Here is a 26,387-nt window from a genome sequence, read left to right as displayed (position 1 = left end):
GAATAAAAAATATCTTCAATTTAAAAAGCGATTTTTTAATCGCTTTTTTATATTTCGCAATTCATCAAATAACTATTTTGTTTGGTTTCAACTAAAAATGTTCATACCCCACTCATATTATGCATTTATTAGTACGAATAGATATTTTTGGAGGTGAACATATGTCTAAAGAAGATGAATTGAATTCACCTGAAACTTTATACGGTGCTGCATTAGATCCGAGTTTGATTGGTCCTACACTCCCACCGATTCCACTGTTCACGACTCCAACAGGTCCGATTGGATCCACTGGACCGACCGGATCTACTGGACCCACTGGAATCGGAGTTACTGGACCTGGTTCAATCCTTTTTGTTACTAAGCAACAAGGAGACACCGTTACGATACCGCCAGACGCTGATGATCTATTTATTATGGACGTACAAGTAACCACAACTGAAGATAATCAAAGGGTTAAACTAGATAGTACATTGACTGTTTCAATTCTATCTGCAATCAACGCAACATCCTTTGTATTTGACTTAAGTTTTCGATTATTTAGAAATTCAAATACAGATTTGATTGACACTTTTCATGCTGGAGCCTATTCCATACCAGTCACACCAAGCAATCCTGCTTATAATTGGCATCCTAACTTTACATTTGTCGATGTGCCAGGCACCGCAGGTGTGTATACCTATCGAGTTGCAGTTGATGAAGCACCTATCCGCTTAGGTATTATTTGATATTATTGTTTTTAACCTCGGGCTTACAGCAACTGTGTATCCCCCTGCATAAAATTCGGACCAATCGAGCAGTTAGCGTATTGAGCTAGCTATTCAATTGTGTAAAATAACGCTTTTATTCAATTTCTATTTTTGCCGTATAATTCAATACTCCCCCAATCTCTTACATCCACTATATTTGTCGAATAACTTTTTATTTTGTCGAATATTCTGTACATAATTATCTTCAACCTGATATACTATAAATACAATAGTTAGAAGGGTGATGATGTTATGTATCAACAACAAAATAATAGGGATCGAGATCAAGAAATGATGTTTTCTATGCAAGGCGTTCCAACAAATAAAGTTAACATGAATCAATTACCAAAATGGATTAGAATTTTCGGCTATTGTGCTTTTGCTTGGATGGGGTTATTCAGCTTAATAATGCTTGTATGGTTAATTTTTAACTAACTATTTGGATAAGCACTTAAACGGGACATTTTATGGAGGATAAATCCAGGTTATGGCCCATTTTTTTACATGAATCTTAGTACACCCTCTTCAATCAGGGAAAGTTTTCCTTTACTACCTTTGTATAGAATAAATTACTTGTCAATAAGCCCATTCATAAACTCTAACTTGGTGTTTTTTATAACAATCAACAAATTTTTATCCCCCTTGTTTCCAATATCGTTTTAACTTAGAAATATAACTACCAGAACGACCAAACATTGGACCAATCTTATAATCAGGGAAACCTAACTCGTTTAATTCACGTACACGATCGGCTGTTAACCCTGCTGGAATCATCTTTTTTACTCCACCAGTTTTCTTTGAATCCGTATCAAAGTATCTTCCCAACCGGCGTAACTTCTTTACCGGTTGGGCATTGCATACAAATGCCTGTACTAAAATTCTCATCGTCCATTCTGTTGTAATAACACCGTTTGCATTTCATTTCGATGATATCGCCAATTTCATAAGCTAATTGAGTGCGTTCTTCTTTTGTCAGTCTCATAGTGGTTTCCCCAAAAGATCAGTCTTCTAACTCTTCATAAGATGACTTATCCACACCAGATACTTCCGGTTCCTACTCTAATTTCTCTTCTCCCTTTTGCTCATCTACTTTTTCAGCCGTCTCCTCTACCTTTGGCCGCTCTGATGTTTCTTGTTTCTGGTTGTTTTTCTTTCCATTCGTGCCATTTCAATGCTAACGGAGCTACACGTTTACGGTATTCATCAATCACTTCAATAATTTGACCAGATGACATATCCAACTCATTTGCTATCTTCAAGTATGATTCGCCTTCTAAACGACGTTTCACGATATCAGGTAATTTTTTCGGCATTCCATCAAAACTTGGTGCTAAACCACTAACAATGAACGCATCAATAACTTCACGATCTGCTTGTTCTTTCTCTTCGCGCGTTTGAATTTTTTCTTCTGGAATATCAAACTCCGTTTCTAATTGTTCAAAAGCCGTTTTAACTTCTTGTACAACCCCTTTAGATACAAAAACTTCAGGTTCTAGACGATCAATCTCAATTGATGAAAAGACTATTGAGGCATTACATAAACATAAAGCAAAAATAAATGCTGAAAAATTAAGACTGGATCCAGCATATATAGATTGTGCTTTAGTTGTTTGTACCAAAATGGGCAAACTGGTTTATCGCGGTGGCTTTCATGATACATTTAAAGCTTATTTGAAAAAATCCGGATTAAAAAAACATTAGATTTCATGATTTACGTCATACTCATGCAACGCTACTCTTAAAACAAGGAGTACACCCGAAGATTGTAAGTGAACGCTTGGGCCATAAGGATGTTTTCATGACTTTGAATCGATACTCGCACGTTTTGCAGCGAATGCAAGCGGATGCTGTTAAAACATTTAGTGAAAAACTATTTGGATAGTAATGTTTGCAAATGTAAAAAATGCGGTTTCCCTTTTCACGAGAAACCGCATTACATCAATATTTTTGTTAAATTTTAAACTGACTTGTATACAAATCGAAATAGAATCCTTTCTTTCCCATAAGAGATTCATGATTCCCGCTTTCAAAAATACTACCATCTTTAATAACAAGTATTTGATCTGCCTTTTCAATCGTTTTGAGTCGATGAGCGATAACAAAGCTTGTTCGCCCTCTCATTAAATTATTTAATCCGGCTTGGATTTGCAATTCTGTTCTCGTATCAATATTGGATGTTGCTTCATCGAGAATTAATATATCTGCATCAGCTAAAATTGCTCGTGCAATCGCAAGAAGTTGTTTTTGCCCTTGACTTAAATTTGACCCCTCTGAAGCAATTTCCGTTTCATATTGATTCGGTAGATGCTTAATAAAAGAATGTGCTGAAGCTGCTTTAGCCGCTGCAACTACCTCTGCATCATTTGCATCTAAACGCCCATATCGAATATTATCCATGATTGTCCCCGCAAATAAATACGTATCTTGCAAAACAACTCCTATTTTACTTCGTAAAGAACTAATATCATATTCCTTTATATCTTTTCCATCAATATTTATTTGTCCTTTTTGAATATCGTAAAAGCGCGTTAACAAATTAATGATCGTTGTTTTTCCTGATCCAGTTGGACCAACTAAAGCAATTGTCTCCCCAGAAGTTGCTCGTAGACTCACATCTTTTAAAATCTTTTTATTTTCCACATATCCAAATGAAACATTCTCAAGCGCAACGTTCCCTTGCAATTTTTTTACAACCAATGCGTCTTTTTTATTTTGAATTTCTGGTACTTCATCCATAATTTCAAAGACACGTTCTCCCCCAGCAACTGCAGCTTGAATCGTATTCATTAAAGTAGCAAATTGACTAAGTGGTCTGGAAAATTGACGAGAATAGTTAATAAACGCTGCGATAACACCAACTGTTGTCATCCCATTCAACACCATAATCGCCCCTGCTCCGATAACAAGCCCCATTCCTAAGTTATTTATAAAGTTCATGCTTGGAAAAATGAATGCCGAAAACGTATCAGATTTTGTAGCAGAAATTCTAAGTTGTTCATTAATTATATTGAATTTATTTACTGTTTCTTTTTCTTTTCCATATAAAGTAGTAACGTCTGCTCCCGTAATTGCCTCTTCAATAAAACCATTCAATTCTCCTAAATCTTTTTGACGCTTCGCAAAGTTTTTACCACTATAAGCAACTAGTTTTTTTGTAACGAAAAACATAATAGGTACTGTAATTAAAGTCACAATTGCTAAAATCCAATCTAGTGAAAACATCGCAATTGTTACACCTATAAATGTTAATGCAGATGAAATAATTTGCACTACACTTTGCGTTAACGCTTGATTTAAATTGTCAATATCATTTGTAACTCGACTCATTAAATCCCCTTGGGAACGTACATCAAAGAATCGTAGAGAAAGGGTTTGGATTTTCCCAAAAATATCTTGTCGTATTTTTTGTATCGTCTTTAACGCAACGTTAATCATTACAAATGTTTGTAGCCATGTTAAAAATATTGTTATACCATATATCGCAATGAGGAGCATACACATTCTTGCTGTTCCACTTAAATCCTTTGGTACGATGTATTCATCAATAATGACTCCCATATAATATGGCCCCAGTAAACCGAGCAATGTCGTGATAAATACAAGAATAATAACGAACATAAGAGATGCTTTTTGGTACCCCATGTAGTTCCATACTCGCATTATGGTTCCTTTCGTATTCTTCGCTTTTCGCATCTTCGGATTGTTACGTCCACCTTTATTTCCAAACTGTCCTTGAAAATTACGCACGCCCTTTGCCCCCTTCTCGCTGCGGGTTACCACCTTGGGAAAGATAAATTTCCTGATACACTTCACAAGTTACCAATAAAGCTTCATGCGTACCATTTCCAACTAATTCACCGTTATCCAAAACGAGAATTTTATCAGCATCTATAATAGATGCTATTTTTGATGCGATTAAAAATGTCGTCGTGCCATTATATTCTTCTCTTAATGCTTCTTGTATTACCGCTTCAGACTTCGCATCAACTGCTGATGTAGAATCGTCTAATACAAGAATAGACGGTTTTCTTACAAGAGCTCTTGCAATAGACAGACGTTGTTTTTGACCACCAGATAGATTTGTTGCACCTTGCGTTAAGTTATATTGATATGTATCTTCAAATTTGTTAATAAATTCTGCAGCACAAGCAGATGCAGATGCCATTTCTAATTCACCATACTCCGCCTCTTCTTTACCATAACGTAAATTTTCTTCAATACTTCCTGAAAAGAGCAGGGCTTTTTGTGGAACGAAGCCAATTGAAGCACGTAGTTTTTGCAAATCATACGTTTTCACATTTACGCCATCTATACATATTTCCCCTTGATCAACATCGTAAAGTCGTGGTAATAATTTTGCCAATGTAGATTTACCACTTCCAGTAGACCCAATAATCCCTATTTTTTCACCTTTACGTACGGTAAATGAAATATCTTTTAGAACATATTCATTATTTTTCGTATAACTATAGCTAACATGTTTAAACTCTACATTACCATTCACTTGTTCCGGTTCATATGCGTCACCTTCAGTTATAATATCCACTTCAGTATGTAAGACTTGTTGTACACGATCAGCTGATGGAAAAGCACGAGCAACTTGAATAAATACCATACTGATAGACATTAGTGACATTAAAATGATATTTAAATAGTTAATAAAAGCTAAGATAGCTCCTACTTGGAGCGTACCATTAAAAACTTTCTCGCCACCAATCCACAAAGTTGCTACAATGCCGCCATTTACAACTAGCATAATAATTGGCATCATCAATGAAATAATTTGTATAGCACGAATATTAATTCCCGTTAAACTTTTATTAACTTTCTCAAACTGGGAAATTTCATATTTTTGTCTTACATATGCTTTTATAACACGTACACCGGACAAATTTTCTTGTAACTTTGTGTTTACTTTATCTAATGCTTCTTGCACTCGTTTAAATGAACCGCTCGCTTGACTAGCAATAAGTACAATCGCAACTAATAAAATAGGAACTACTACAAGTAAAATAGGAAATAAGTCTCTCGCGGTTACAAAAACAATAATAATACTCCCTATAAATAATAAAGGCCCTCGCACAAGTACACGTAACGTCATCGTCATCGTCATCGCAGATTGAATAGATGTAATATCATTTGTCACAATTGTTAATAATTTACCTGTTCCAAATGAATCGCGGTTTTTACTAGAGAATGTCTCAATTTTTGTAAATACGTCTTTTCTTATATCTGTAGCGAAATTAACTGCTGCTTTTGTAGAGTACATCATACACCCAAGGCCACCAATTAATCCAAGCGCTGCTGCTCCTATCATAAGAAGCCCCATTTTTATTACGTAATTAAAATCTTGCTTTGCAATTCCAACATCAATAATGTGTTGCATAATTGTCGGTTGAATTAAGTCCATCGCAACCTCAAGTACCATAAATAACGGTCCAATAATAGCGAAGAACATGTATGGTTTTAAATACTGTAATAATTTACGAAATGATTTCATACATAATCTCCTTTTCTTATGAAGTTGTCATTTTATTATTCAAATAGTCCCTCCCTTTTTTCCTTTATGAATACTTCTCATCACTATTACCATTATATTATGCATATTAATATTTAACATTATTAAATGATAAGTATTCATCCTTTTCCCGTCAATAAATGTGCCTTATTTGGGAGGAAATAATATTTTTTAATTTACTTACTTTCATTTTCAAATAATAAAACCGCATTCTAATAAGAAAGAATGCGGTTTTATTATTAGATTTGTTCAATTGTAAAGTTTGAAAACTCGGTTTCAAAACCATTCTTTTTAGACGGACTGCAAGTATAAAATCCAATTTTCACAGGTTTATCATCGGTATCTTTCATTAAATGAGCAATTCGAATTTGTTCCCAACTATCGGTCTTTTGATTCGTCTTCACATAAATTGTATAATCGCCCTTTTTTCGAACAATGCGGAAATACAGTTGTTGTTCAACAAGTTCATTCGGAAAATCTTGTGTCGACCAATCTGAATATCCATTATTCGTTACAACAGCCCCTAAATGTGATGACCCCTCAGGAATAAATTCAAGAGATGTTTTTAACCAACATTCCTCAGATAACATAACAAATAGTCCTGCTTGATCATATATTGCTTTTGGCTTCATACATAATGAAACCTCAGCCTGAAAGTCTGTTGCAACTTCTATATAAAAAACATGGCCATTCATTACTTCAAAACCATAATGTGTTTTTAGCCAAAAATCAGTTTCCTCTTTTGAATGAACAATAAGTGTATTTTCGTCTAGCTTGTGATATTTAGGTTCATTCATAACTGTCAATTGATCTATATGATTTGGTATGTATGATTTTCTCATAATTCCTCCATAAACAAGCTTTTATATTACTTCTTAAAACTCAGTTAACATTGGAAACTTACATTTTTTCAAATTCAAAATATGATTACTTCGAACCATTAAATATTTATTAGACTGATACTCTTTATATTGTACATCTTCAATTCCTAATTGATCTGGACAAAAATAAAATTCAATCTCTGTAAACTCTTCAGAAATTTCGGCACACACTTCATCTAATACTGGAATAACCGGCGCGAATACTCCGAATAATTTTAATTTTTGATCATTCAATTCAAATACAATAATCGCATCTAGTTTCTCTGAATAGTATAATTTTTCATTCCATTCTTGATCGTACATGTTAAGATAAAAAGAAGATTGATAGTTTATTGTTGAAAACATATTGGAAAGCCTTTGACTGTTTTCGAGTATTTCCTTTATTAATTGAATATCTTCTTTGTTATAAAAATCTAACTTCCGAATCGAAGAATCTTCATGAATTTTTTGATCATACGATAATGTCATCAGATATTCTTTCAAAATTTCAAACCCAAATACTTCATAGAGTTCTGGCTTTTCTGTGAACAACATCGTACATTCATACTCTTCGTCAATCTCTTCTAACATCTTACTAAATAACTGTTTCATCAACCCTTGTCTGCGATAATTCGGATGTGTCATTACGGATTGAATACCCGCTGCATGTACCTTCTCGCCATTTATAATGAGCGGAAGGTGAAACTTAGAAACATTTGCTATCACATTCTCATCTTGTAAATAGGAAAATGCTTTATATGTATGATCCCAATATCCTTTTTCTACAAAATCTTGTAGTGTTTGCCTTGCAATACCAAACACTTCTTCAAATAGCGGAAATAGCTGTTCTCTTTTCGGTTCTTCCACAAGAAAGCTTGCAAATTTTTCAATATTCCCCATATTGTCCCTCCATAATATCGATTCCATTAATTCGAATATACTTATATCGCCTGTACAGACGATAACAATCCTATCAAATCAATATATTATCATATAATATAGGAAAATGGTTTAATTTATTTTATGTTTCGATTTTTTGAGGATAACCCGAATAAAGAGACATGAAGATTTAAAAATATCCTTTTTTCTTTTCATTCATAATAATAAAAAATAACACCTTTCTACTAGCTAGCCTCTAATAGTAATACGCCATTTTTTAATAATAATTTTTAGTCACTCTTTAACGCCTTCCAGCCGCTCTTTTGAACTAGTCACTTCCCCTTTTAAACGCTTTTCAAATGTATTTCTCCAACTAGCTGAAAGAGCATTTACTTCCAAAACTCTTCTTACCCCTTGCAAGTCTTCTTTTTCTTTATGCATAATACGATTCGCAAATGCAATTGAAATACCTTTTGAATCAGGTTCGAGCTGCTTCAGAGCATCCACTGGCGATACCCACCCCTCTTTTAATACTCGAAAATAAAACCCCGTATATCCTGTATTTTGAAAGTAAAGTGGTAATTTTGGGGTATCATACTTCTTTGCTAATTTAAAGCAAGGTTGCCTTGGCTGAGTTACTTGTACGATTGCCTCTCCAAGTTGAAATACATCACCTATGCAAACATCTTCTTCAAGCATACCCTGTACTGTTATATTCTCTCCAAAGGCCCCATATACAAGTTTCCTGTTCAATTCTTTTTCCCAATACCGATAATGATCACCAGAATAAACACAAACTGCTTTATCTACTCCTCCATGATGAACTAAATCCGCTTGCCCATCTCCATTAAATTTTAATGATGATAAAAAGATAGGCTCACTTACCTGTAATTTATTAATGCCAGTTTGAATTAATTTCCCACCATACATCACTTCTTTTGGCATCCCTAAATTAAGAGACATCAATTTATATGATTTTTTCATATATACAACCCCTTTCACTATTTCCGATAAACCTCTTCAAACGCTCCTTCATTCTTTCTCTAATTTGCTGAACTCTTCCAATAAAACTTCCTTTTATTATTTCAATACAGCTTTTCAATTCATTTATCGCCTTACAATCATTACACTTTGCTACTAACTAATGTGATTATAAATCCCGAAAAATCATTGTTCAATTCAATAATTTATATAATAATGATAGGTATATCCTATGATTAAATTAGAGGTGATTTCAATCGAATTACGACAATTAGAATATTTTTCAGCTGTTGCAAAAGAATTACATTTTACAAAAGCAGCCGAAAAATTAAATATTTCACAACCTTCACTTAGTCAACAAATACGTGCGTTAGAACATGAAATTGGCATGCCACTTTTCGATCGAATTGGTAAAAAAACATCTGTAACTGAAGCTGGAAAGATTTTATTATCACATAGTAAAGCGATTTTTCAAGAAGTAGAACAAGCACGTGCTGCCATTTTAGATTTACACGGACTAGAACAAGGAAAACTAACAATCGGTTCTTTATTAACAGTCGTAAATTATTTATTACCACCAACCATTTTGAATTTCAACAAACTATATCCCAATATTGAACTTTCCATATTAGGTCTTCGTACTGGAGAAATTCGCAAAAGATTATTGCAAAATGAATTAGATATCGGTATTACATTTCTCCCAGTACAGGACAAAGAAGTTATTTCTATTCCACTTTATCAAAGTGAACTTACTTTAGTCGTACCGGTTGGTCATGAATTGACAAAATGTAATAGTGTATCATTTGAAGTGTTACAAAATTATCCAATCATCCTTCTACCTTCAAATTTCCATTTAACTGAACTAATTACATCGCATTGTCAAAATTTTAATTTTACACCGAAACCAATTTTAGAAATCAGTACGATGGAATCTTTAATTCAAATGGTTTCAAAAGGAATGGGAATTACTGCTTTACCAAAACCATATATAGATTTTCTACAAAATGAGCATATTCAGGCGATTAAGATTGAAAACCCTACCCCAAAGATTGAAATTGGGCTTATTTATCGAAAAGAGAAATATATGAATGCAGCTACACGTGAATTTATCGAACAGTTAAAAAGAAGCGTACATTCTTTTCAAAAATAAACATTCACAAAAAAGAGATTATTCTATCAAATTATTGTGTAACAATCTATTAGAATAATCTCTTTATATTAGGAAATAAAAATGAATATAAAACTGATTCGTAGTGAGATGATTCATTCTACTATGGCAATATTAGTGAACCTTTTTAGAAATCGGTATATATTTTGTGAAATACGCTCCGACTAACAATAATGCAATTGAGAATAACAAAGTAAAGACATTTACAAAGTGAAACAAATATGCAAATAAATTAAGAATTCCAACTGCAAAACAACGAATAGACGTTAAGGCACTTTTCACCCCTTTTATCCCTGCTTTTTTCTTTTTTGATGAACAAAATATATGGAAACGAAAAGAGAAATAATAAGAACACCTGGTAATATAACCGCTAGCAATAGCAATCCCTCCTATATAATCCCATTTACTTCTAAACTACCACCTTATTCCTATTTTTACAGTCTGCTTTTTTTATTAAAAACCCTCTGCTGCTGCGAAGCCTACACTTTCATCAGCCGCAACATCTTTTCCGTAACGTTCTTTAATATCATCAATGTCACGTGGATTCCGTTCTACAATCCAACGAATCTCTTCGTCCATTTCGGCTGCTGGATCAATGTATACAGTGAGTGGGTCACAAATACGACAACGGATTTCACCAGTATATAAACGCTGCATATCTTCTTCGAAACCAATTTCGCCTTCACCTGGTGTAATATCTTGACCAGACTCGGCATCAAAATAAACTTTTGCGGCACACCATCCCTTTACACCGTTATTCAGGAAAATATCACGCGTTTTCCGGTCCATTCCCGTTTGTTCCCACCAATATTTCAGGAATTTGGATGATGCCTTTGCAATTTCTATACGGGTTTCATCGTTACTATCAGGTATGACATCGAATTTCACACGGTTTTTAATTTGTTTTGCAAGCTTAACCATCATACGTGGTCGAATTTGGTTTACTGTAATCCGCTGTTCACCATTTTCAAGTGGTGCAGTAATCATTTTTTTACTAGTTGGATTCCATACAAGCCACTGATTACCGCGATAATAGTTTACTTGCGCCATCATTTGGCGTTTCTCTTCCCAGTCCTCGGCTTGGGTAATACGCTCCTCCACAAGAGACACCCAATCACCAGGACTTTTCTGTTCTTGCTTTTGTTCCTTAGGTTTATTGAGACCAAACATTATTTCTCACCGCCTTTACACGAAAAAAGAGCCTACACGGTTTGATACGCAAGCTCTTTTAACTCTTTTAAAGTCGCTTTACTTTTCACTTCCACACCTTTTTCTTCAAGATGTGCCGTTAATTCTGCTTTTGTAGCACCTTCAATCCAAGATTCAGATTGTTCAGGTGCTTCCTGAACTTCTAACAATCCCTGTTGCTTAGGTTCTTCTATTGGTACTTTATGAGCTTCTATTTCATATCCATCCACATGCAACAGTTGAATCTCCACTGGTGTATATGCAAATGTTGGGTCAACTTCAGCTCTCTTTTCATACATTTCCTCATAATCTTCAGCTACTGCAAATTTATCAATGCTACCTAATGTTAAGCGAAACACTTTTGCCATTTATGACACGCTCCTATTCTAAATGGAATGTTGGTGCAGGCTTTTCCTCTTTCTGTGCTTTCACCATCTTCACTTCTCCCTGCTTGTACTCCGCAAAAGATGGCGCTTGAATACGATCATATAATTCTTTTCGTTCTTGCTTCCACATATCACGTTCCCCTTGGTGTACCCGTTCCATTTCATAAGCAAATACACCAAGAAATACAATGACTGCAACCAGAACAAAAAAGACAACATACGTCATTGTAGTTGCCCTCCTTTCCTTCGACCTCTTGTAAGCCTGATGATGTGTCGATGTACTTTCTCTTCTAATGTCACTGGTTCTTTTGGAATGAACTTTTCATTCGCATGATAATAGATAAATCGATTCAATGCTTGTGACATTGTATCTACTTGGTCATCATTCTTGCCTTGTGGGAATGATGCACACTCTTCCACAAAGTCATGTACCCAAGGTGCATACCTTGGTAAATACACATTCCCCGATTCAATGTATGGTGAGACCGCATTTACACGAGCTATTTTTCCGCCCTGCGGATTTACTGCGATGATACCACCTATTTCATTCTTTAACATTGAAATAATTGCTGGACCATTCGCTTTATCCTCTACTAATTTAGCGTGCGCTTTCGGATGTTTCCTTACCATATTGCGTATAGCTTGTAGTGTAGTTGGGAAGTTCATACGCGCCTTGAGGTTATCGATTAAATACATATCCGCACCGTTCTTGCCCCATACTTGGATACAAACAAAGTCACTGTCTGCTTCATCTTTAAACGTTGCATCAATACTCATAATGATATGCACCATCTTTGGTAATGTATCGTAATACTGCCACCATGCACGTTTTAATAGATTCCCTTCGGCTGCGGTTGGTCTACCTTGATACAAAGAGTTAAAGCTACTTGGATATCGTTTCCGTTCTTGAATAAACTCGAGTCCATATCGTTCGGGCCACAATGGTTCACCTACTTCTCGTCCTATTACATAATCTTCCTCTGCTTCAAGTGGAAGATTATATACTTGCCACGGCAAAGGCTTACCGTATTCTTCACTTAATAACCTACCTTGTAAATCGTCTTCATGCCATCTTGTTAGAATCAAAATGACGATTGCACCAGGATGTAAGCGAGTAGAGAAGGAGTCTATCCATTCATCCCATATCTTACCGCGATGTGTCTCACTATCCGCTTCCTCACGGTTCTTAATCGGGTCATCGATAATCATTAAGTCCGTACCCATACCAGTGATACCTGATAACACACCACGTGAGATCATTCCACCTATTTCATTATCAAGTAACCATTCATCATGTGCAGAGCTTTCTTTTGATATATGAATATCGAATAAATCAGTACCATACATTTTGACCTTCTCTTTATTCTTCTTACCAAAACGACGAGCGAATGTATCACTATAACTTATCTCAATCACTCTATCCTCTGGAAAGTTACCCAAATAATAAGATGGTAAGGTCTCTGTAATGGTCATGGACTTACTATGACGTGGTGGCATATTGATAGCAATGTATTGGTTCGTGGTTGGTATCTCACCTGCATTCATTTGTTTCTTCTTATCAATAGCTTCTGGAATAACACGCCCAACGAATTCACTATGTGGTGCTTTCTTATACCTACCTTCATGTACATAACACACATACTCGTAGTAATCACGACGAGCTATTTCCCTTTGTATCTCATCAACTGTCGGTAGATTTTTTAAGGAGGCTTTCAAGTTGTTTCAACTCCTCTGACGTATACTTACTTAAATCTGCCTTTTGTACAACGGTTTGTTTCATCTCACCGCTATGGTCAATCTCCCGTCTATCACGCCATGCATCAGGCTTTCTATTCTTTAACCAGAAGATAATGGCTGTAGAATCGGGTGGTACTTGTCGTTTCACTCGTTTTGTTTCTACGCTTTGATATTCATCATCACCATTCTTTTCTCTTTCAACGGTTACTTCTTCATACGTGTAACCAGTCGCACGTTTTAATAGTGCATTCTCCACTTCACGGTCTACTACTTCCTTACCACGACGTACAGCTTGATCCATGATTGGGTGCTTCTTCCTCCAATTATGGAGCGTAACGCGAGTAACTCCCATGTTATAAGCTATTTGCTCATCAATAAGACCATCACGCGCCCATCCTTCAATCTTTAATAAACCTTCTTTTGTAAGCCAACGTTTGATTTTAGTCATCACTCTCACCTCATCCAAAATAAAAAAGCACCCAAATAGATGCTTTATATCTTACACTAAAAATATTTTCAATACTGTCATTAGCAATGATACAATTGACCACGAATTTCGCCATTAGGATATTGTACGGTATGAACATTAATATAAATATTTCCAGAATTAATTTCTTCTACTAGATCGTCTAATGTTTGACCAGCCAATGGACCAACCAATTCTTCTTGAGTAATTGTTCCAGTTAAAGTTGCACACTCAATCGAAACCGGATTTGTTATAGGACCAAATAAAAAAGCTACAACAGGACCGTTCGTTCCCTTCGCTCCTAAATGCAGATGAGCAACTACTACATTCTCTATATCAAATAAATCTAGCTTGAATTTTAGTCTTAGTTGGTCTCGGCTTAATTTAAAGAATGCTTCTCCTCGAGCATCTGTTTCTACTGGTGGAACTTCATTCTCACCACGTAACTTTGCAAAGAACATATTTATCACTCCTATACTTCATCTTTACTCCTAATATATGCTCGTCCTTCTTAAACGGTGACAAAATAAAAAAGCAGCGATGTTTCGCTACTTTAAATTTGTTTTATTGTTTTCATTTTCCCTTATATATCTGTACAAGGTTGCTCTTGAAACATTAAACATCTCACATACTGCTACTTTCGATTCACCTTGTTCTATCATTTTCAGCATCCCTTCAATCTGTTGTAGCGTATGGGCTTTCTTTCTGCCACCTTCGCGTCCTCTTGCCTTAGCAGCAGCTACACCACTTATAACACGTTCATTAATAACTTCCCGCTCCATTTCAGCCATTGCACCAAATATATGGAATAAAAATCTTCCCACTGTTGTAGATGTATCAATACCATCTTTAATAGATACAAAGTGAATACCTTTTTCATTGAACTCTTGAAGCAAATTAACAAGCTGATGCATTGTTCTTCCTAAACGATCTAGTTTATAAACAACTAATGTATCACCTTTTCGAAGCTTTCCAAGAAGTGATTGAAGCTCAATCCTGTCTTTTTTAGCTCCACTTTCTTTTTCTGTGACGATTTCCTCACAACCAAAACGTTTCAATTCGTCTAATTGCATATCCAAACTTTGCTTTTTCGTTGAAACACGCGCATATCCAAATATCATTTAACCATCACCCTTTATCTTTGATGGTTTCATTGTATCAATTCCCTGTCTCGAAATCATTAGTTTTTGATACATAGTTTTGATACAATAGAATCATTGATATAAAGGGTTATGCTTTCACGTCTCATAATCAATTGTTTGTGAGACACTTATTTACTCTACAATCATCCAATCGTTTGCCAACATATCGCCTTGATACGGTTGAGCAGGTGCTACACCGCTCATATCTTTTAGCACTGCGAAAATAGTTGGATTTAAATCAAAACTTCTTACATAATCATCATCTTTCGTTTCAGTCACCTGTGCTTTACGGGTTAAAAACCAGTATCCTTCCCATATAGAGCGAGTTACCTTCTTACCTACCATTAATACATTTAGAGCGTCAGAATAGCTTAAATCACGCTTTAAAATGGAAGTATACATCATGAGCTTCAACTCTCCTTTTTAGGTGTAAAAAATGTTTATTACATGATTAAAAAGAGCATCCATGGCAGTAGATGCTCTTCATGTGATAGGGAGTTGCTATGAGTATTGAATAGGACAATGCTGGAGGGTTGTCCTATACTTCAATATATGCTTGTCCTTATCAAAAGGTGACACAACAGAAGAGAGCACTCCCCTAGTAAGTGCCCTCCTACAATGTTTATGGGGTAACCGTTCTATAACACTATATGCACTTTTTCTCTTTATATTCCATCTTTATTTACACAACAGAAAAGAGTATCTAACCAGGATACTCTTCGAAGGTGATTATGTTACAAGTGAAATAAGTGGAGTCGTCTTATTTCATACGATACTATATGCACATTTAATTACAGTGTTACTAATTAAATCATACATTACGGTATGTGATATTTTAATATCCGTACACAATAAAAGCACTCCATAAGGAATGCCTTTTATTACTTCTCTTATGCCGGAGAAGGAAATCTACCAGCTGAAAAAGACGTACTAGTACTCTCTGCTATCACTCCTGATTGAGGACTGAATACCCTAACCTTCACTTGATCTCCAGCATTTAATTGCACGATAACAGTATCTTTCACTACAAAACCTATAAACTGAGGTGATCTGGCATGATATTCTGTATCTATCCCTCTTGTAAATAATTCATTATTTATAAATAAAGCTAAAGCTATAGATAATGGAACATCTTCATTGTCAGGGTTAAAAACTATGCTTGGATTAAAAATATATAAACCTGCTGTTTTAGCAGTGAATGTAGATGTTGCAGGATTATATTCGTTATCATAGTCAAATTGTTCCATTTGATATAAAACATCTACCAAAGTACTTGCACTAATTCTTTGATCCTCATTTGATGTAGCGTTGAACCCTGAAGCTCTTACAGATGGATCATTTTTATTTCCACAACAACAATCAACTTTCACATTGATTTGGTTTTTTTTATCACAATATTTATCATGATTTTTAGAACATTTATGTTCTTTTTTCTTATAATCATCACAATATTTACAATAATAATAGGACATACTAATCTTCTCCTTTCCTCTATTCACTTTATGATATGTAACGTAGAGAAGAGGTGTGTTTGGACAAACTACTATGAATTAAGAGTTTAATTTATACTATAAAAGAGCAACCGTGCACCAGTTGCCCTTTCGTCAAATGTCTATGCTATTACTATAAACCATTTTTGCAATAGTTAACATGAACTAATGTGAACTTAATATTTTGTTAACTTAGCTTTTGGGCATATTCAATCATACGCTTTATTTGTGAATGTTTATTATAGATATAACGTGGACTGTAATTTAACTCTTCAGCAATCTTTTCTAACGTTTTACCCTCCACATACTTGCCATGCATGATCTTGTGTTCCAAACCGTGGAATGTACAAATTACTTTTTTCAAATCATATAAGTCATTCATTTTATGAGCAAGATTATATTCAATCCGTTCGATATGATCTTCTACTTTTGTACCATCTGACTCAGGGGTTAATTTATATTTAGATAAATCACCACCCCTCCAGCGTTTTAATTCTCTTTTGTTTCGACCTAAATCATTTTCTAAGTAGATAATTTCATCTTCTAACTTATGATAATCCTTCAACCAATCTAGCAATGTGTATTCCACCTCACTTATTTAAGAATCCACTTTTGACAAATATGTTTCTCCAAGCATTATCAAATTGGTATTTATCGACTAACTTAGCTCTACGAGCGATTGCCTTCTTTATCTTCCGTTTTTTATGCTTTCCCATCGTTTTTCCCCCTTCATTTTCACCTAAAAACCGATGAATCATTTTATATACTATTATTGCGCGTTTTTAGACGTTTAACCGTCCACATGACCTATTGCATTCAGAAAAGATTTAAACGTTAAATTTCCTTATTATATAAAGTCGTTTTTTCTAAGAAACGAAATTTTTGAATTTAAGCTCAGGTTCAACGTGAACCTAACCTCACTTTCTAATAAAAGGATTATTTTATTCAAATATTAGTTCTGCACTCATCTACTACGTACATTCCGCATTTACAGTAGGACCTACACAAGGTCATCATATCCCAAAAAATTGAAAATGTATGGACAAACACTGTTGCAACTTTCTTTTTTATGAATAAATTAAATTATAAAAATGAAAAGGAGTCGTTAATTACAAAATGAATAGAAAAAAATACTCTGATAATTACGATTGCTATTATTATGAAGATGATTACAAAAAGGACAAATCTTCTTGCCATAGTTCAGATAAAACAATCGTTAATGTATATTGTAATTGTAAAAGCGAGCGTGAAAGACAATCAGCTTTTAAGGCTACACAAAATACCTTTCAACCACTTATTGCTAATGAACCTACTAGAATTTTATTTCCGGCGGAGATATTTGACATCAATAATGAGTATGATCCCTCTACATCGATATTTGTCCCTCGTCAAAATGGTATATATACTTTTGATACAAGCATTGCCTTTTCCCCTACCTCAGCATCATCTTACTCAATAATTCTAGACATACGAGTAAACGGAAGCAGTGTTTCTGGAAACGAGCAAAGTGGCTTGTCTAATCAAGGACTTATTGTAAAAACATCTACTATCGTACAATTACAGGCTGGTGACAGAGTTGACGTATTTGCTGAAGTTGGGTCAACAAACGGAACTATTATAGGATCTCCCCGTCTAACATATTTTGAAGGCGCTCGAATAAGTTAAATCGTTCCTTTGAACATACCATCTTCTTTTAATATGATGGATCCTACTACAAAAATGGTTACCTGCTGAGCAGTTAGCTTTTGCTAGCTGCTCTTTTGTTTTCATCTAGCTCACATACAGGACATTCATACCCACCATGTTCATCATCAATTTCATGAAATGCATCAAAACCAAATCCACAATCTGGGCACTCAAACATTTCAACTTTTTCTTTAATTGTTACATTTCCATCCTTTGAATGTCTTTTCATATCCATTCCCCTTTTCTACAAAATGAAATTTTTGTTAAGTCTTCCTTATCTTCCTCAAAATTTGTTCATATTCGACTCATATTGTGCATCTATTAAATATGATTAGAAATTTTGGGAGGTAAACGTATGTCTAAAGAAGATGAATTGAATTCATATGAAATTTTACGTAGTGCTGCATTAAACCCAAGTTCGATTGGTCCTACATTAACACCCATTTCACCATTCACATTACCAACTGGACCTACTGGTAACACCGGACCTACTGGCAACACCGGACCTACCGGAAACACTGGACCTGCTGGTAACACCGGGCCTACCGGAAACACTGGACCTACTGGTAACACCGGGCCTACCGGAAACACTGGACCTGCTGGTAACACCGGAATATTCTCTCCTGCTTATGGTAATTTTTGGAGAATCGGAGGGCAAATTACCATAAATTTTGGAGACCCCTATCCATTTACAAATGACAGCCCTGCCATAGCTGGAGGTATTACTAGGACTGGCAATACTATTAATATCCCTCAAGCTGGGGATTATTATATTTCTTATGTTTTAACAGTACTAATACCAGAGAAACGCAATGTCCCGTCCGTTGGAGTGTTCTTAGGTCCTCCATTTAACGAAATCCCTAATTTGCAAACTCGTTTTGCACTTGTAGCTAATTCAGGACCTATAGACTTACATTTAGACACTCTGCAACTAAGTGGCGAAGCTATTTTAAGGATTCCAGCCAATTCACAACTTCAGCTTAGGAACACTAGTCCATCTTTTGATCCTACTACTCTTAATGATAGCAATATAAATAGCCTCGCACTTAACATCGTCAAATTAAGCCTATAACTAATTTCATTAATCCTGATTATCTATAAAATTAAACTCCTTCAGAATAAAACTTGAAGGAGTTTTAGATATATTAAGTTATAAAAAATGAAGTTATATTAACCTATCCTAAATATAATATCTGTCTAAGATAGCATTTTAAAGTAACATATCACCATTCTACTTTCTTAACAAAATAGCGTTTTTGTTTAGTTTTCGTATTATAGTCACCTGCTTCCTTTTGCCAAAAATATCTTCACCCCTCACTCTTATTGTGCATTTATTAAGTATGATTAGAGATTTTTGGAGGTGAATATATTGTCAAAGGAAAAAAAATTGAATTCCTCTGAAATTTTACGTGCTGCTGCACTAGATCCAAATTTAATTGGTCCTACATTACCACCGATTCCACCATTTACACTACCAACAAGTCCAATAGGCCCCACCGGTAGCACTGGACCTACTGGCAACACTGGACCTACTGGACCAACAGGATCAACAGGACCTACTGGACCAACAGGGCCTACTGGACCTACTGGACCTACTGGACCTACAGGGCCTACTGGACCTACTGGACCTACTGGACCTACTGGACCTACTGGACCAACACCATTTTCAGCATTCAGAGCTATTAAAAATCAGTCTCAATTTATTAGCGGTTTTGTTAATAAAGTTACATTTGAAACAGAACAATATGATTTAAACAATGAATACACTGGAGGTGCAACATCAACATTTCAACCAAACGAAGATGGAGTTTATGCACTTATTTCAACTATAGGTTTCGTATCAGGACAAAACTCACAAAATATAACCGGATTATATTTTGTTCTTAATGGTAATACGACTGATCCTCTAGCTTTTGATCAAGATTTTATGGGTGCAAATACTTCATTTGTTAATGTTATAACTGTTTCTACTATGGTAAGATTAGCAGCTGGAGATACAATAGAAGTTTACGCTGATACTAGTGATCCAGATGGTGGTACACTCTCAGATAGCTCTTTTTTTGCACATTTTGAAGGCACAAGATTACCATCCCCAGATCCTAATACGTTAATGTTCTCTGGAGTTTCTTCTCAAATCCCAACATTTACTCTACCTCAAAATATACCATTAGGTGCAATTAAATAATTTTTTAAAAATAAAAACGAACCTATCTATTAACATTAATTAAAATTTATCACTTTAATTAATCGACTTCTTAAATAAATTTAAAAGATGTGCAAATTGCGCATCTTTTTTAATACTGAATAAAAAGTTGCACAGTACAATTTTAGAAAATGTTTATGATAATCATTTTAGCAATATCTTATCTCAGTAAAATCAAGCTACTTAATAGGAGTGCAGCCCAGATACATGTAACTTCATGTCGTAGACTGTATTTTATTTTTTAATAAACATATTTTGTTGTAACAAAAAGATATTTTACTTAATAAAGTAACAAAAATATTTTTGAAACAATATTTTGTTACAGCTAGTTCAACAGATAGCCTGTTATATATTTTCAAATATATAACATAACAAAAACGAACATTTATTAATAAATAATATATCAACTCTGACCTAGTTTTACACGTATATCAGCTGAACCCGAAGAGGGTTCGAGTATAGTTCAATTGGTCAAGTCAAATACTCCCTTCGCTTCTGCTAATAATTGAGTCACTTCAAAAACACCGTTCTCCATTGCTTCATTTCAATCTCTCCCTTTTATTTATTGTTTCTATAACGTAAAACCCACTTACCGAAACGCATTTCCATATAACTATCACGAAAATATAAGCCATATTGTTTTAAGCGTGAATCATGCCAACGTTTAAGGGATAGTTTGCTGTTCCAATTTGTTCCGAAAAAACGTGTTAAATGTTCCTCTTTTTTAAACAGGCAATTCATTTTGATTTCCCCTCTCATTTTTAAATAAATCCTTTTTTCAATAATTCACGCGCCATATATAAGAAATGATGATAAATGTAATTTCCAGTAGTGATAGGATCAATAAAAACTGTAGAAAATCCATATCGTACTTCGAAAGTTTTAAGACTACCCAACAATGATTCAGGCTTGTATCTACTTGTATACTCACCCTTCAATATTTTCTGGTATCCTTGTAAATCTTCCACAATCAAAACAAATGGATTTTTAGAAGCGCGAATCAATTCATTTTCAAAACGTGTCCGATCTTTAATCGATTGAACTAATTCATCTACACCGTTTTTCCTTTCAATCCCAGCACTTAAATAAACATCACGAGTGATTCCCATTTCTGGATTACTTGGAATCATTGCTGAATAATCAGCGGTTTTCATTCCACGAATCTTAAAATCTACTTTCTTTTTTCTAAAATAATCAAGTACATGAGTGTTCTTTTGTTCCCTTGTATCTACAATGATTTCTAATGTCTTAAGGATTGCTTTTAATTCTGTATCCGTATATTTATAGTGAACTGCTGGCATCTATTTAGACCCCCTAAAGTACGCCATCGCACGATTATATAAATTCAATGAAAGTTCGTCCGTTAATTTATTTTCATAGTTTGCTACTGATTCTCTTACATACGTCCATCCATTGATTGAGAAATTTAAGGCTAATTCCATAACCAACCTTGCAGCATCTTCATCTTGATTAAACCAATCATTTATTTTCGAATTCATATCTTGATCCACACCGATAAAGAAATTCATGATTTTATCAATCGTTTGCTTTACCGCGTGCTCCTGATCCGAATAATTACCCTGTAGCTACTTAACAATTCGTAACTTGTATTCTTTAATAACCGATTCAATTTCAGGACCAATCTTTTCTGGATTTTCGATAAATAAATCATTTCCATCCAGGATGAGTTTTGCACCCATCGACTGGACATCAATACATATTTGTTTGGGATGCAAAAACATTCACTCCTTCAAAAAGTTACTTAGTTACCAAAGTTATCCGAAATAGTATTAAAGCTCTATATAATATATATATTTTTTTATTTATTTATTTTTTATAGAGGGGAACAGGGAAAATAAGTAACAAAAGTAACTGTTAATAAATTACAATTCATAATAAAACCTTATATATCAACGGTTACAGCTTTTTTCGATTAATGTTTGTTACGTTACTAGAGTTACTTTTAGTAACTTCTTCAAGGTGTAAATGATACTGTTCGCCAGCAACTCCAATTCCATAGAAGAATATTTTATTTCCGTTGCTCCGTTTTTTCTTGAAACCTCTTGTTTCTAACTGGCGATAAAATTGACGATTTTTCATTTCCATTTCATCATTTTTAAAACACCATTCTTTATAAAGTTTATAAATTCGTTTTGCTTCAACTTTGGCATTAGTATCAACAACACATATCTCTTCAAAGAATGGCCCTAACATATCCATGTCTTCACGATAGTCATTAGTTGCTTTTTTGATAGCAGATGATTCTCCTAATCCGCTTGTCTGCCACTTCAAGCAACCCTCAACCGCCCAACGAAAAATCCCAGACATTTCTTCTCTTAACTTTGTAGGAAGATCATAGTCAATCTTGTCTTCTGGGATTGTCACAGTAAATGCAACTAATCGAACCCTTCTCCAAATACCTTCGTCATTATTCTTGATAATTGGTTTATGATTTGTAGTGAAAAACACTTTAAATTGCGGTGTAAATTCAAAGTATTCTTGGCGAAGGAAACGCGCTGACATCTTTTCTCCACCTGTAATTTGTTTAACTAATGATTCCGCTAATTGCTGTCCTTCTTCACTCTCAACGGCTGACACGAACCGCGCCCCATCAAGTCGGGCCACATCATTATTGATTCCCGAATCGTTCTTCTTTTTGATGAAAGTGTCGCTGTTTGTTTGTCTTCCGTAATCACCCATTAAATCTTGAATGACATTGATAAAAGTCGATTTACCGTTTCTACCATTTCCGAAAAGGAAAAACATAACTTGTTCCTTCGTTTCCCCTGTTAGGGAATAACCAATTGACCTTTGAAGAAATTCGATTAACTCATGATCGGCTTTACCATCTGGTGTAAGGAAAATGCTTTCTAAGAATGAAATCCAATTCGGACATTTAGCTTCTTTTTCATATTTGATAGGTGAAATTTTTGTTATTAATAACTCCCGATCATGTGGCGATAATTCCCCAGTTTTTAAATCGACAACCCCATTTTCACAGTTAAAAAGGAAACTATGAGCATCTAACTCTTTCTTTTTGACTGATACCATTGGCCTTACATCTAATATGCTACTTACTCGTATAGATCGCTTTTCACACTTTTTCGCCCAGCTATAAAGTTGTTTAGCAAGTGACTTATCTTGTTCAACTTCAGCTTCTTTGTAAAGATTTCTTAATGTTTGAGCTGTTAAAGCTTCGATTTGTCTTTTGCTATCTTCATGCCATTGCTTATCGTTCCATATGAGCCATTCCAACTCGTTACAGTGACGAATATTTTTACCGTGGTAGTAAGTGATGCGTTCAGCATTTCCCAACTCCGTTAAATGGAATCTTGGTACTTCATCAATGATTTCGTCTGTATCTTCAATCGTTGAGATACCTTCAGAAATGTATATCTCATAAGGTTTTTCTTGCGATGTCTCATAATCAGCTATTGTGGAAGGAGTAGAAAAGGTTGCTGTTTCAATGGTTTTTTGTCCGTATGTACTACCATCACTATGATGAATCTTGTCCCATTTATCACGAAGCAAGGAAGTTTCACGGAACATAGAATCCATTTTCACAGCATCTTTATCTGTCCAAAATGCTAAATGATTACAAAGAGCCAAATCCGTTGAGGAATGGTCATTGTTTATTAGAATCCCTTGGAATAAATCCTTAATACTCCCACCATTTTTACTGTTAAACATTCGCTCCCATAATTCCGCATTAGAAAGATTGCTGATGTCTTCTCGATCTGATGAAACTGTGTTTACTTTACGTTCTGGTTGTGGTTTTTCTTTTAGGTACTTATCGAATAAAACTTTAAATTCTTCCGTTCTGTCTTCCACATTCTTTTGCTCTAAACAGTCACCTGTGAAAGTGAAATATCGTCCATGCCTGTATACTTCTAATCCAAGATCAACGTTTTTACGTCCTGTGCCTGGTCCTTTAAGTGTCAATGTCCCTTTAGCAATGATGTGGATGCCGTCACCGCTTGGAGAGTATTCCGTATAACTATTTAACGTTTCAATCATATCTTCAGCTAGGTCTGTAAGCGCGCCCTCTTGGATACAGTGGTCAATGTCTATTCCTACAAATGGATCATCCTTAGAAAACATAAAACCAATTCCGTCATATCCACCTTGCTCATAAAACTTTATGATTGTCGGAAACGTTGACCAACTTCTCTTGTTATTTGATTGAGCCATTTCCCCATTGATTTGATAAGGAACTTTCGTTTTCTTACCATTTCTTACTTCTGACCGCCATAAGATCCAATGGGGAGCGTTTTTTAATTCTTGTGGTATTTGGTTAAAGTTATATCTCATGTAGTGACGACCCATATTAAATCATTAGAAAATGATTTACAAATTCCACTTTTCGACCGATTAGGGAAAAAAGTACTTCTTACAAAGGCAGGTCATCAATTTTATCCATATGCGTTAGAGTTATTAACTATATATGAAAAAGCACAAGAAATACCACAAAATGTTGATCATCCTAAAGGAACTTTAACAATTACGTCTAATGAATCTTTAGCAGTATATCGTTTACCTCGATTATTACAAGCTTACAAACAAAAAAATCCGCAAGTGCATATCGTTCTCGAAACAGCTACGAATGAACAAGCATTGAAAAAGCTCCAAGACGGTGAAACTGATATTATCTTCTTAATGGGAGAAGCTATAGAACACGATAATTTTATAACCTCGACATTATTTGATGAAACATTTGGATGGATTTTTCCTACCGATTTGGTCCCATATGATAATCCATTTCATTTTTTACAAGATTCTCAGTTTATTTATACAGAACAAAGTTGCGGATATAGGAAGATGGTAAATCATTATTTACATATGAATGGAACAATTCCTGATAAAACATTCGAAACTTCTAGTATTGAAGTTATTAAGCAATCCGTCATGTGCGGGTTAGGAATTGCTATTCTTCCTCATATTGTTGTGCAAGAAAATTGTAAAAAAGAGCAATTAATATTTAAACAAATCCAAACACCATCACTAATACAAAGCCATGCGATATATCATAAATCTAGGTGGATATCCCCTGTATTACAATCTTTTCTTACATCATTAGAAAAAATTAAAGATTTACAAATGAATCCTGAAATGTAAAACATTTTTACATTTTCATTTACTTTCACTAGCAACTGCTTTCTTCTTAATAAGAAAATATATCATTGGAAGAACACTCAAACTCGCAATTGCACAAATACTTCCTAATGAAGAGAATGATAACCCCTTACTTCATATGTCAATGAAAAAGCACCTTGTCTAACTAAAGATAAGGTGCTTTTCAAATTCAAAATGCATATGAATTATTTCTTATTTTGTTCTACACTTGCAATTACTGTACTACCTGAAAATGTCCCTTTTTGCATAAATACTTTATTAATTAATTCTTTTTGTTCATCTTGTGACATTACCCCTTTACCTTCACCGAGGTTCCCACTTTGCAACTTCCAAATTTTATTATGGTCTTGATCTGCTTTCTCGTATTTTCCTTGTTTCCATCTTTCTAAAATATCTATATATGTATTTTTTTGCACGAGGTCATTGTTATTCACGACATCAAGTAAACTTTCAATTCGTTCTTGTGTTATAAAAATATAGCCCCATTTTTGATCCGCTTTTACTTTTTGATGTGCCATTTCATGTAATGTAGCTTGTATTTTCTCATCAGTCCATTTGAAATCCTTGTTAAAACCACTATTTGGCAATGAATAATTCCCGTTTTCTAGAAGCTTCGCATCTTCCACCTTCACTTTACTATCAGCTAATACTTCTACTGCCGGAGCAGCTGTCGATGTCTTCTTCGCAGTCGGTTTACTATGGTTAAGATAATACAATATCCCATACGTTATACCTACTCCAATTACCACCATCCCAGCAATGATCCCTAATAGTTTAAATAGTGTTTTCATCGTGCATGTTTCC

Annotated in this window: 29 protein-coding genes and 4 pseudogenes; 8 read left to right on the top strand and 25 right to left on the bottom strand. The window is 34.7% G+C overall.

What is annotated here, in order from left to right; genetic code table 11:
- Positions 1 to 119: 119 nt before the first annotated feature.
- Both DJ93_RS34900 and DJ93_RS24715 read left to right on the top strand, forming a co-directional pair.
- A pseudogene (locus tag DJ93_RS34900) lies at positions 120 to 245 on the top strand (exosporium leader peptide-containing protein); the annotation flags it as partial.
- A gap of 753 nt (positions 246 to 998) precedes the next feature.
- Positions 999 to 1,181 carry a hypothetical protein gene (locus DJ93_RS24715; RefSeq protein WP_042983724.1) on the top strand — a complete coding sequence of 61 codons (183 nt, stop codon included), beginning with the start codon at positions 999 to 1,001 and terminating at the stop codon, positions 1,179 to 1,181.
- A gap of 198 nt (positions 1,182 to 1,379) precedes the next feature.
- Here DJ93_RS24715 and DJ93_RS29660 read toward each other — a convergent pair whose 3' ends face one another.
- Both DJ93_RS29660 and DJ93_RS24705 read right to left on the bottom strand, forming a co-directional pair.
- Complete coding sequence (locus tag DJ93_RS29660; protein ID WP_310593251.1) at positions 1,380 to 1,631, bottom strand: helix-turn-helix domain-containing protein; 252 nt, start codon at positions 1,629 to 1,631, stop codon at positions 1,380 to 1,382.
- A gap of 209 nt (positions 1,632 to 1,840) precedes the next feature.
- Entirely contained in the window at positions 1,841 to 2,365 is a 525-nt protein-coding gene (locus DJ93_RS24705) for a hypothetical protein (protein ID WP_374937161.1), read from the bottom strand.
- Positions 2,366 to 2,442: 77 nt separating this feature from the next.
- On the opposite strand from DJ93_RS24705, the gene DJ93_RS31305 reads away from it, so the two are divergent.
- Positions 2,443 to 2,628 carry a tyrosine-type recombinase/integrase gene (locus DJ93_RS31305; protein WP_241484370.1) on the top strand — a complete coding sequence of 62 codons (186 nt, stop codon included), beginning with the start codon at positions 2,443 to 2,445 and terminating at the stop codon, positions 2,626 to 2,628.
- 68 nt (positions 2,629 to 2,696) lie between these two features.
- Here DJ93_RS31305 and DJ93_RS24700 read toward each other — a convergent pair whose 3' ends face one another.
- The 5 genes from DJ93_RS24700 to DJ93_RS24680 form a co-directional block, all read right to left on the bottom strand.
- On the bottom strand, positions 2,697 to 4,493 hold the full coding sequence (locus DJ93_RS24700; protein ID WP_042983723.1) for an ABC transporter ATP-binding protein: 1,797 nt from the start codon (positions 4,491 to 4,493) through the stop codon (positions 2,697 to 2,699).
- A complete protein-coding gene (locus DJ93_RS24695; protein WP_042983722.1) occupies positions 4,486 to 6,246 on the bottom strand; it encodes an ABC transporter ATP-binding protein in 1,761 nt (586 codons plus the stop codon). The genes DJ93_RS24700 and DJ93_RS24695 overlap by 8 nt, the downstream gene beginning before the upstream one ends.
- Positions 6,247 to 6,503: 257 nt before the next feature.
- On the bottom strand, positions 6,504 to 7,106 hold the full coding sequence (locus DJ93_RS24690) for a DUF1349 domain-containing protein (RefSeq protein WP_042983721.1): 603 nt from the start codon (positions 7,104 to 7,106) through the stop codon (positions 6,504 to 6,506).
- A gap of 33 nt (positions 7,107 to 7,139) precedes the next feature.
- Entirely contained in the window at positions 7,140 to 8,024 is an 885-nt protein-coding gene (locus DJ93_RS24685) for a GNAT family N-acetyltransferase (protein WP_042983720.1), read from the bottom strand.
- Between the two features lie 273 nt (positions 8,025 to 8,297).
- Positions 8,298 to 8,987, bottom strand: coding sequence for an MOSC domain-containing protein (locus tag DJ93_RS24680; protein WP_042983719.1), 690 nt, complete (start codon positions 8,985 to 8,987; stop codon positions 8,298 to 8,300).
- A gap of 244 nt (positions 8,988 to 9,231) precedes the next feature.
- On the opposite strand from DJ93_RS24680, the gene DJ93_RS24675 reads away from it, so the two are divergent.
- On the top strand, positions 9,232 to 10,134 hold the full coding sequence (locus tag DJ93_RS24675; protein WP_080743731.1) for a LysR family transcriptional regulator: 903 nt from the start codon (positions 9,232 to 9,234) through the stop codon (positions 10,132 to 10,134).
- Between the two features lie 132 nt (positions 10,135 to 10,266).
- Here the strand turns inward: DJ93_RS24675 and DJ93_RS32420 are convergent.
- The 12 genes and pseudogenes from DJ93_RS32420 to DJ93_RS31300 form a co-directional block, all read right to left on the bottom strand.
- A pseudogene (locus DJ93_RS32420) lies at positions 10,267 to 10,529 on the bottom strand (hypothetical protein).
- Between the two features lie 88 nt (positions 10,530 to 10,617).
- Positions 10,618 to 11,322 (bottom strand): annotated as a pseudogene (locus DJ93_RS24670) (portal protein); the annotation flags it as partial.
- A gap of 32 nt (positions 11,323 to 11,354) precedes the next feature.
- Positions 11,355 to 11,708, bottom strand: coding sequence for a hypothetical protein (locus DJ93_RS24665; protein WP_042983716.1), 354 nt, complete (start codon positions 11,706 to 11,708; stop codon positions 11,355 to 11,357).
- Between the two features lie 13 nt (positions 11,709 to 11,721).
- Complete coding sequence (locus DJ93_RS24660) at positions 11,722 to 11,952, bottom strand: hypothetical protein (RefSeq protein ID WP_042983715.1); 231 nt, start codon at positions 11,950 to 11,952, stop codon at positions 11,722 to 11,724.
- Positions 11,949 to 13,442 (bottom strand): phage terminase large subunit, encoded by a 1,494-nt coding sequence (gene terL / locus DJ93_RS24655; RefSeq protein WP_206539588.1) that lies wholly within the window; start codon positions 13,440 to 13,442, stop codon positions 11,949 to 11,951. The genes DJ93_RS24660 and terL overlap by 4 nt, the downstream gene beginning before the upstream one ends.
- Positions 13,408 to 13,911: a hypothetical protein gene (locus DJ93_RS24650; RefSeq protein ID WP_042983714.1), complete on the bottom strand. Its 504-nt coding sequence runs from the start codon at positions 13,909 to 13,911 to the stop codon at positions 13,408 to 13,410. The genes terL and DJ93_RS24650 overlap by 35 nt, the downstream gene beginning before the upstream one ends.
- Before the next feature lie 80 nt (positions 13,912 to 13,991).
- Positions 13,992 to 14,390: a CHRD domain-containing protein gene (locus DJ93_RS24645; protein WP_042983713.1), complete on the bottom strand. Its 399-nt coding sequence runs from the start codon at positions 14,388 to 14,390 to the stop codon at positions 13,992 to 13,994.
- An 87-nt stretch (positions 14,391 to 14,477) separates the two neighbouring features.
- Positions 14,478 to 15,050: a recombinase family protein gene (locus DJ93_RS24640; protein WP_042983712.1), complete on the bottom strand. Its 573-nt coding sequence runs from the start codon at positions 15,048 to 15,050 to the stop codon at positions 14,478 to 14,480.
- 153 nt (positions 15,051 to 15,203) lie between these two features.
- The gene (locus tag DJ93_RS24635; RefSeq protein WP_042983711.1) at positions 15,204 to 15,476 is read right to left on the bottom strand and encodes a Thoeris anti-defense Tad2 family protein; all 273 of its coding nucleotides are present in this window, start codon (positions 15,474 to 15,476) and stop codon (positions 15,204 to 15,206) included.
- Between the two features lie 485 nt (positions 15,477 to 15,961).
- Positions 15,962 to 16,543 carry a C1q-like domain-containing protein gene (locus DJ93_RS24630; RefSeq protein WP_042983710.1) on the bottom strand — a complete coding sequence of 194 codons (582 nt, stop codon included), beginning with the start codon at positions 16,541 to 16,543 and terminating at the stop codon, positions 15,962 to 15,964.
- Between the two features lie 205 nt (positions 16,544 to 16,748).
- The gene (locus DJ93_RS24625) at positions 16,749 to 17,138 is read right to left on the bottom strand and encodes a hypothetical protein (RefSeq protein WP_042983709.1); all 390 of its coding nucleotides are present in this window, start codon (positions 17,136 to 17,138) and stop codon (positions 16,749 to 16,751) included.
- 13 nt (positions 17,139 to 17,151) lie between these two features.
- Positions 17,152 to 17,277 carry a DUF3983 domain-containing protein gene (locus tag DJ93_RS31300; RefSeq protein WP_080743602.1) on the bottom strand — a complete coding sequence of 42 codons (126 nt, stop codon included), beginning with the start codon at positions 17,275 to 17,277 and terminating at the stop codon, positions 17,152 to 17,154.
- Between the two features lie 400 nt (positions 17,278 to 17,677).
- Between DJ93_RS31300 and DJ93_RS24620 the strand changes: the two genes are divergently transcribed.
- Complete coding sequence (locus DJ93_RS24620) at positions 17,678 to 18,226, top strand: C1q-like domain-containing protein (RefSeq protein ID WP_042983708.1); 549 nt, start codon at positions 17,678 to 17,680, stop codon at positions 18,224 to 18,226.
- 73 nt (positions 18,227 to 18,299) lie between these two features.
- Here DJ93_RS24620 and DJ93_RS32890 read toward each other — a convergent pair whose 3' ends face one another.
- Positions 18,300 to 18,476 carry a hypothetical protein gene (locus DJ93_RS32890; RefSeq protein ID WP_161785260.1) on the bottom strand — a complete coding sequence of 59 codons (177 nt, stop codon included), beginning with the start codon at positions 18,474 to 18,476 and terminating at the stop codon, positions 18,300 to 18,302.
- A 126-nt stretch (positions 18,477 to 18,602) separates the two neighbouring features.
- Between DJ93_RS32890 and DJ93_RS24615 the strand changes: the two genes are divergently transcribed.
- Positions 18,603 to 19,319, top strand: coding sequence for an exosporium leader peptide-containing protein (locus DJ93_RS24615; protein WP_042983707.1), 717 nt, complete (start codon positions 18,603 to 18,605; stop codon positions 19,317 to 19,319).
- Positions 19,320 to 19,616: 297 nt separating this feature from the next.
- Positions 19,617 to 20,432 (top strand): exosporium leader peptide-containing protein, encoded by an 816-nt coding sequence (locus DJ93_RS34895; protein WP_080743601.1) that lies wholly within the window; start codon positions 19,617 to 19,619, stop codon positions 20,430 to 20,432.
- Positions 20,433 to 21,008: 576 nt separating this feature from the next.
- On the opposite strand, the gene DJ93_RS24605 is transcribed toward DJ93_RS34895, so the two are convergent.
- From DJ93_RS24605 to DJ93_RS24590, 4 genes and pseudogenes are all read right to left on the bottom strand, one after another.
- Positions 21,009 to 21,191, bottom strand: coding sequence for a hypothetical protein (locus tag DJ93_RS24605; protein ID WP_042983706.1), 183 nt, complete (start codon positions 21,189 to 21,191; stop codon positions 21,009 to 21,011).
- Positions 21,192 to 21,211: 20 nt separating this feature from the next.
- Positions 21,212 to 21,751: an ERCC4 domain-containing protein gene (locus DJ93_RS24600; protein WP_042983705.1), complete on the bottom strand. Its 540-nt coding sequence runs from the start codon at positions 21,749 to 21,751 to the stop codon at positions 21,212 to 21,214.
- Positions 21,752 to 22,186, bottom strand: a pseudogene (locus DJ93_RS24595) (hypothetical protein).
- A 181-nt stretch (positions 22,187 to 22,367) separates the two neighbouring features.
- Positions 22,368 to 24,761, bottom strand: a complete 2,394-nt coding sequence (locus tag DJ93_RS24590) for a phage/plasmid primase, P4 family (RefSeq protein ID WP_042983704.1) — start codon at positions 24,759 to 24,761, stop codon at positions 22,368 to 22,370.
- Between DJ93_RS24590 and DJ93_RS24585 the strand changes: the two genes are divergently transcribed.
- Entirely contained in the window at positions 24,732 to 25,565 is an 834-nt protein-coding gene (locus DJ93_RS24585) for a LysR family transcriptional regulator (RefSeq protein ID WP_052109629.1), read from the top strand. The two genes, DJ93_RS24590 and DJ93_RS24585, sit on opposite strands and share 30 nt — an antisense overlap.
- 203 nt (positions 25,566 to 25,768) lie before the next feature.
- Here DJ93_RS24585 and DJ93_RS24580 read toward each other — a convergent pair whose 3' ends face one another.
- Positions 25,769 to 26,374: a PRK06770 family protein gene (locus DJ93_RS24580; RefSeq protein ID WP_042983703.1), complete on the bottom strand. Its 606-nt coding sequence runs from the start codon at positions 26,372 to 26,374 to the stop codon at positions 25,769 to 25,771.
- Between the last annotated feature and the right edge of the window lie 13 nt (positions 26,375 to 26,387).

It is taken from the genome of Bacillus clarus (genome assembly GCF_000746925.1).
In the GTDB taxonomy this organism is placed as follows: Bacteria; Bacillota; Bacilli; order Bacillales; family Bacillaceae_G; genus Bacillus_A; species Bacillus_A clarus.
The sequence above is the reverse complement of the archived record's forward strand: the minus strand, read 5'-3'. Positions and strand labels throughout refer to the sequence as shown.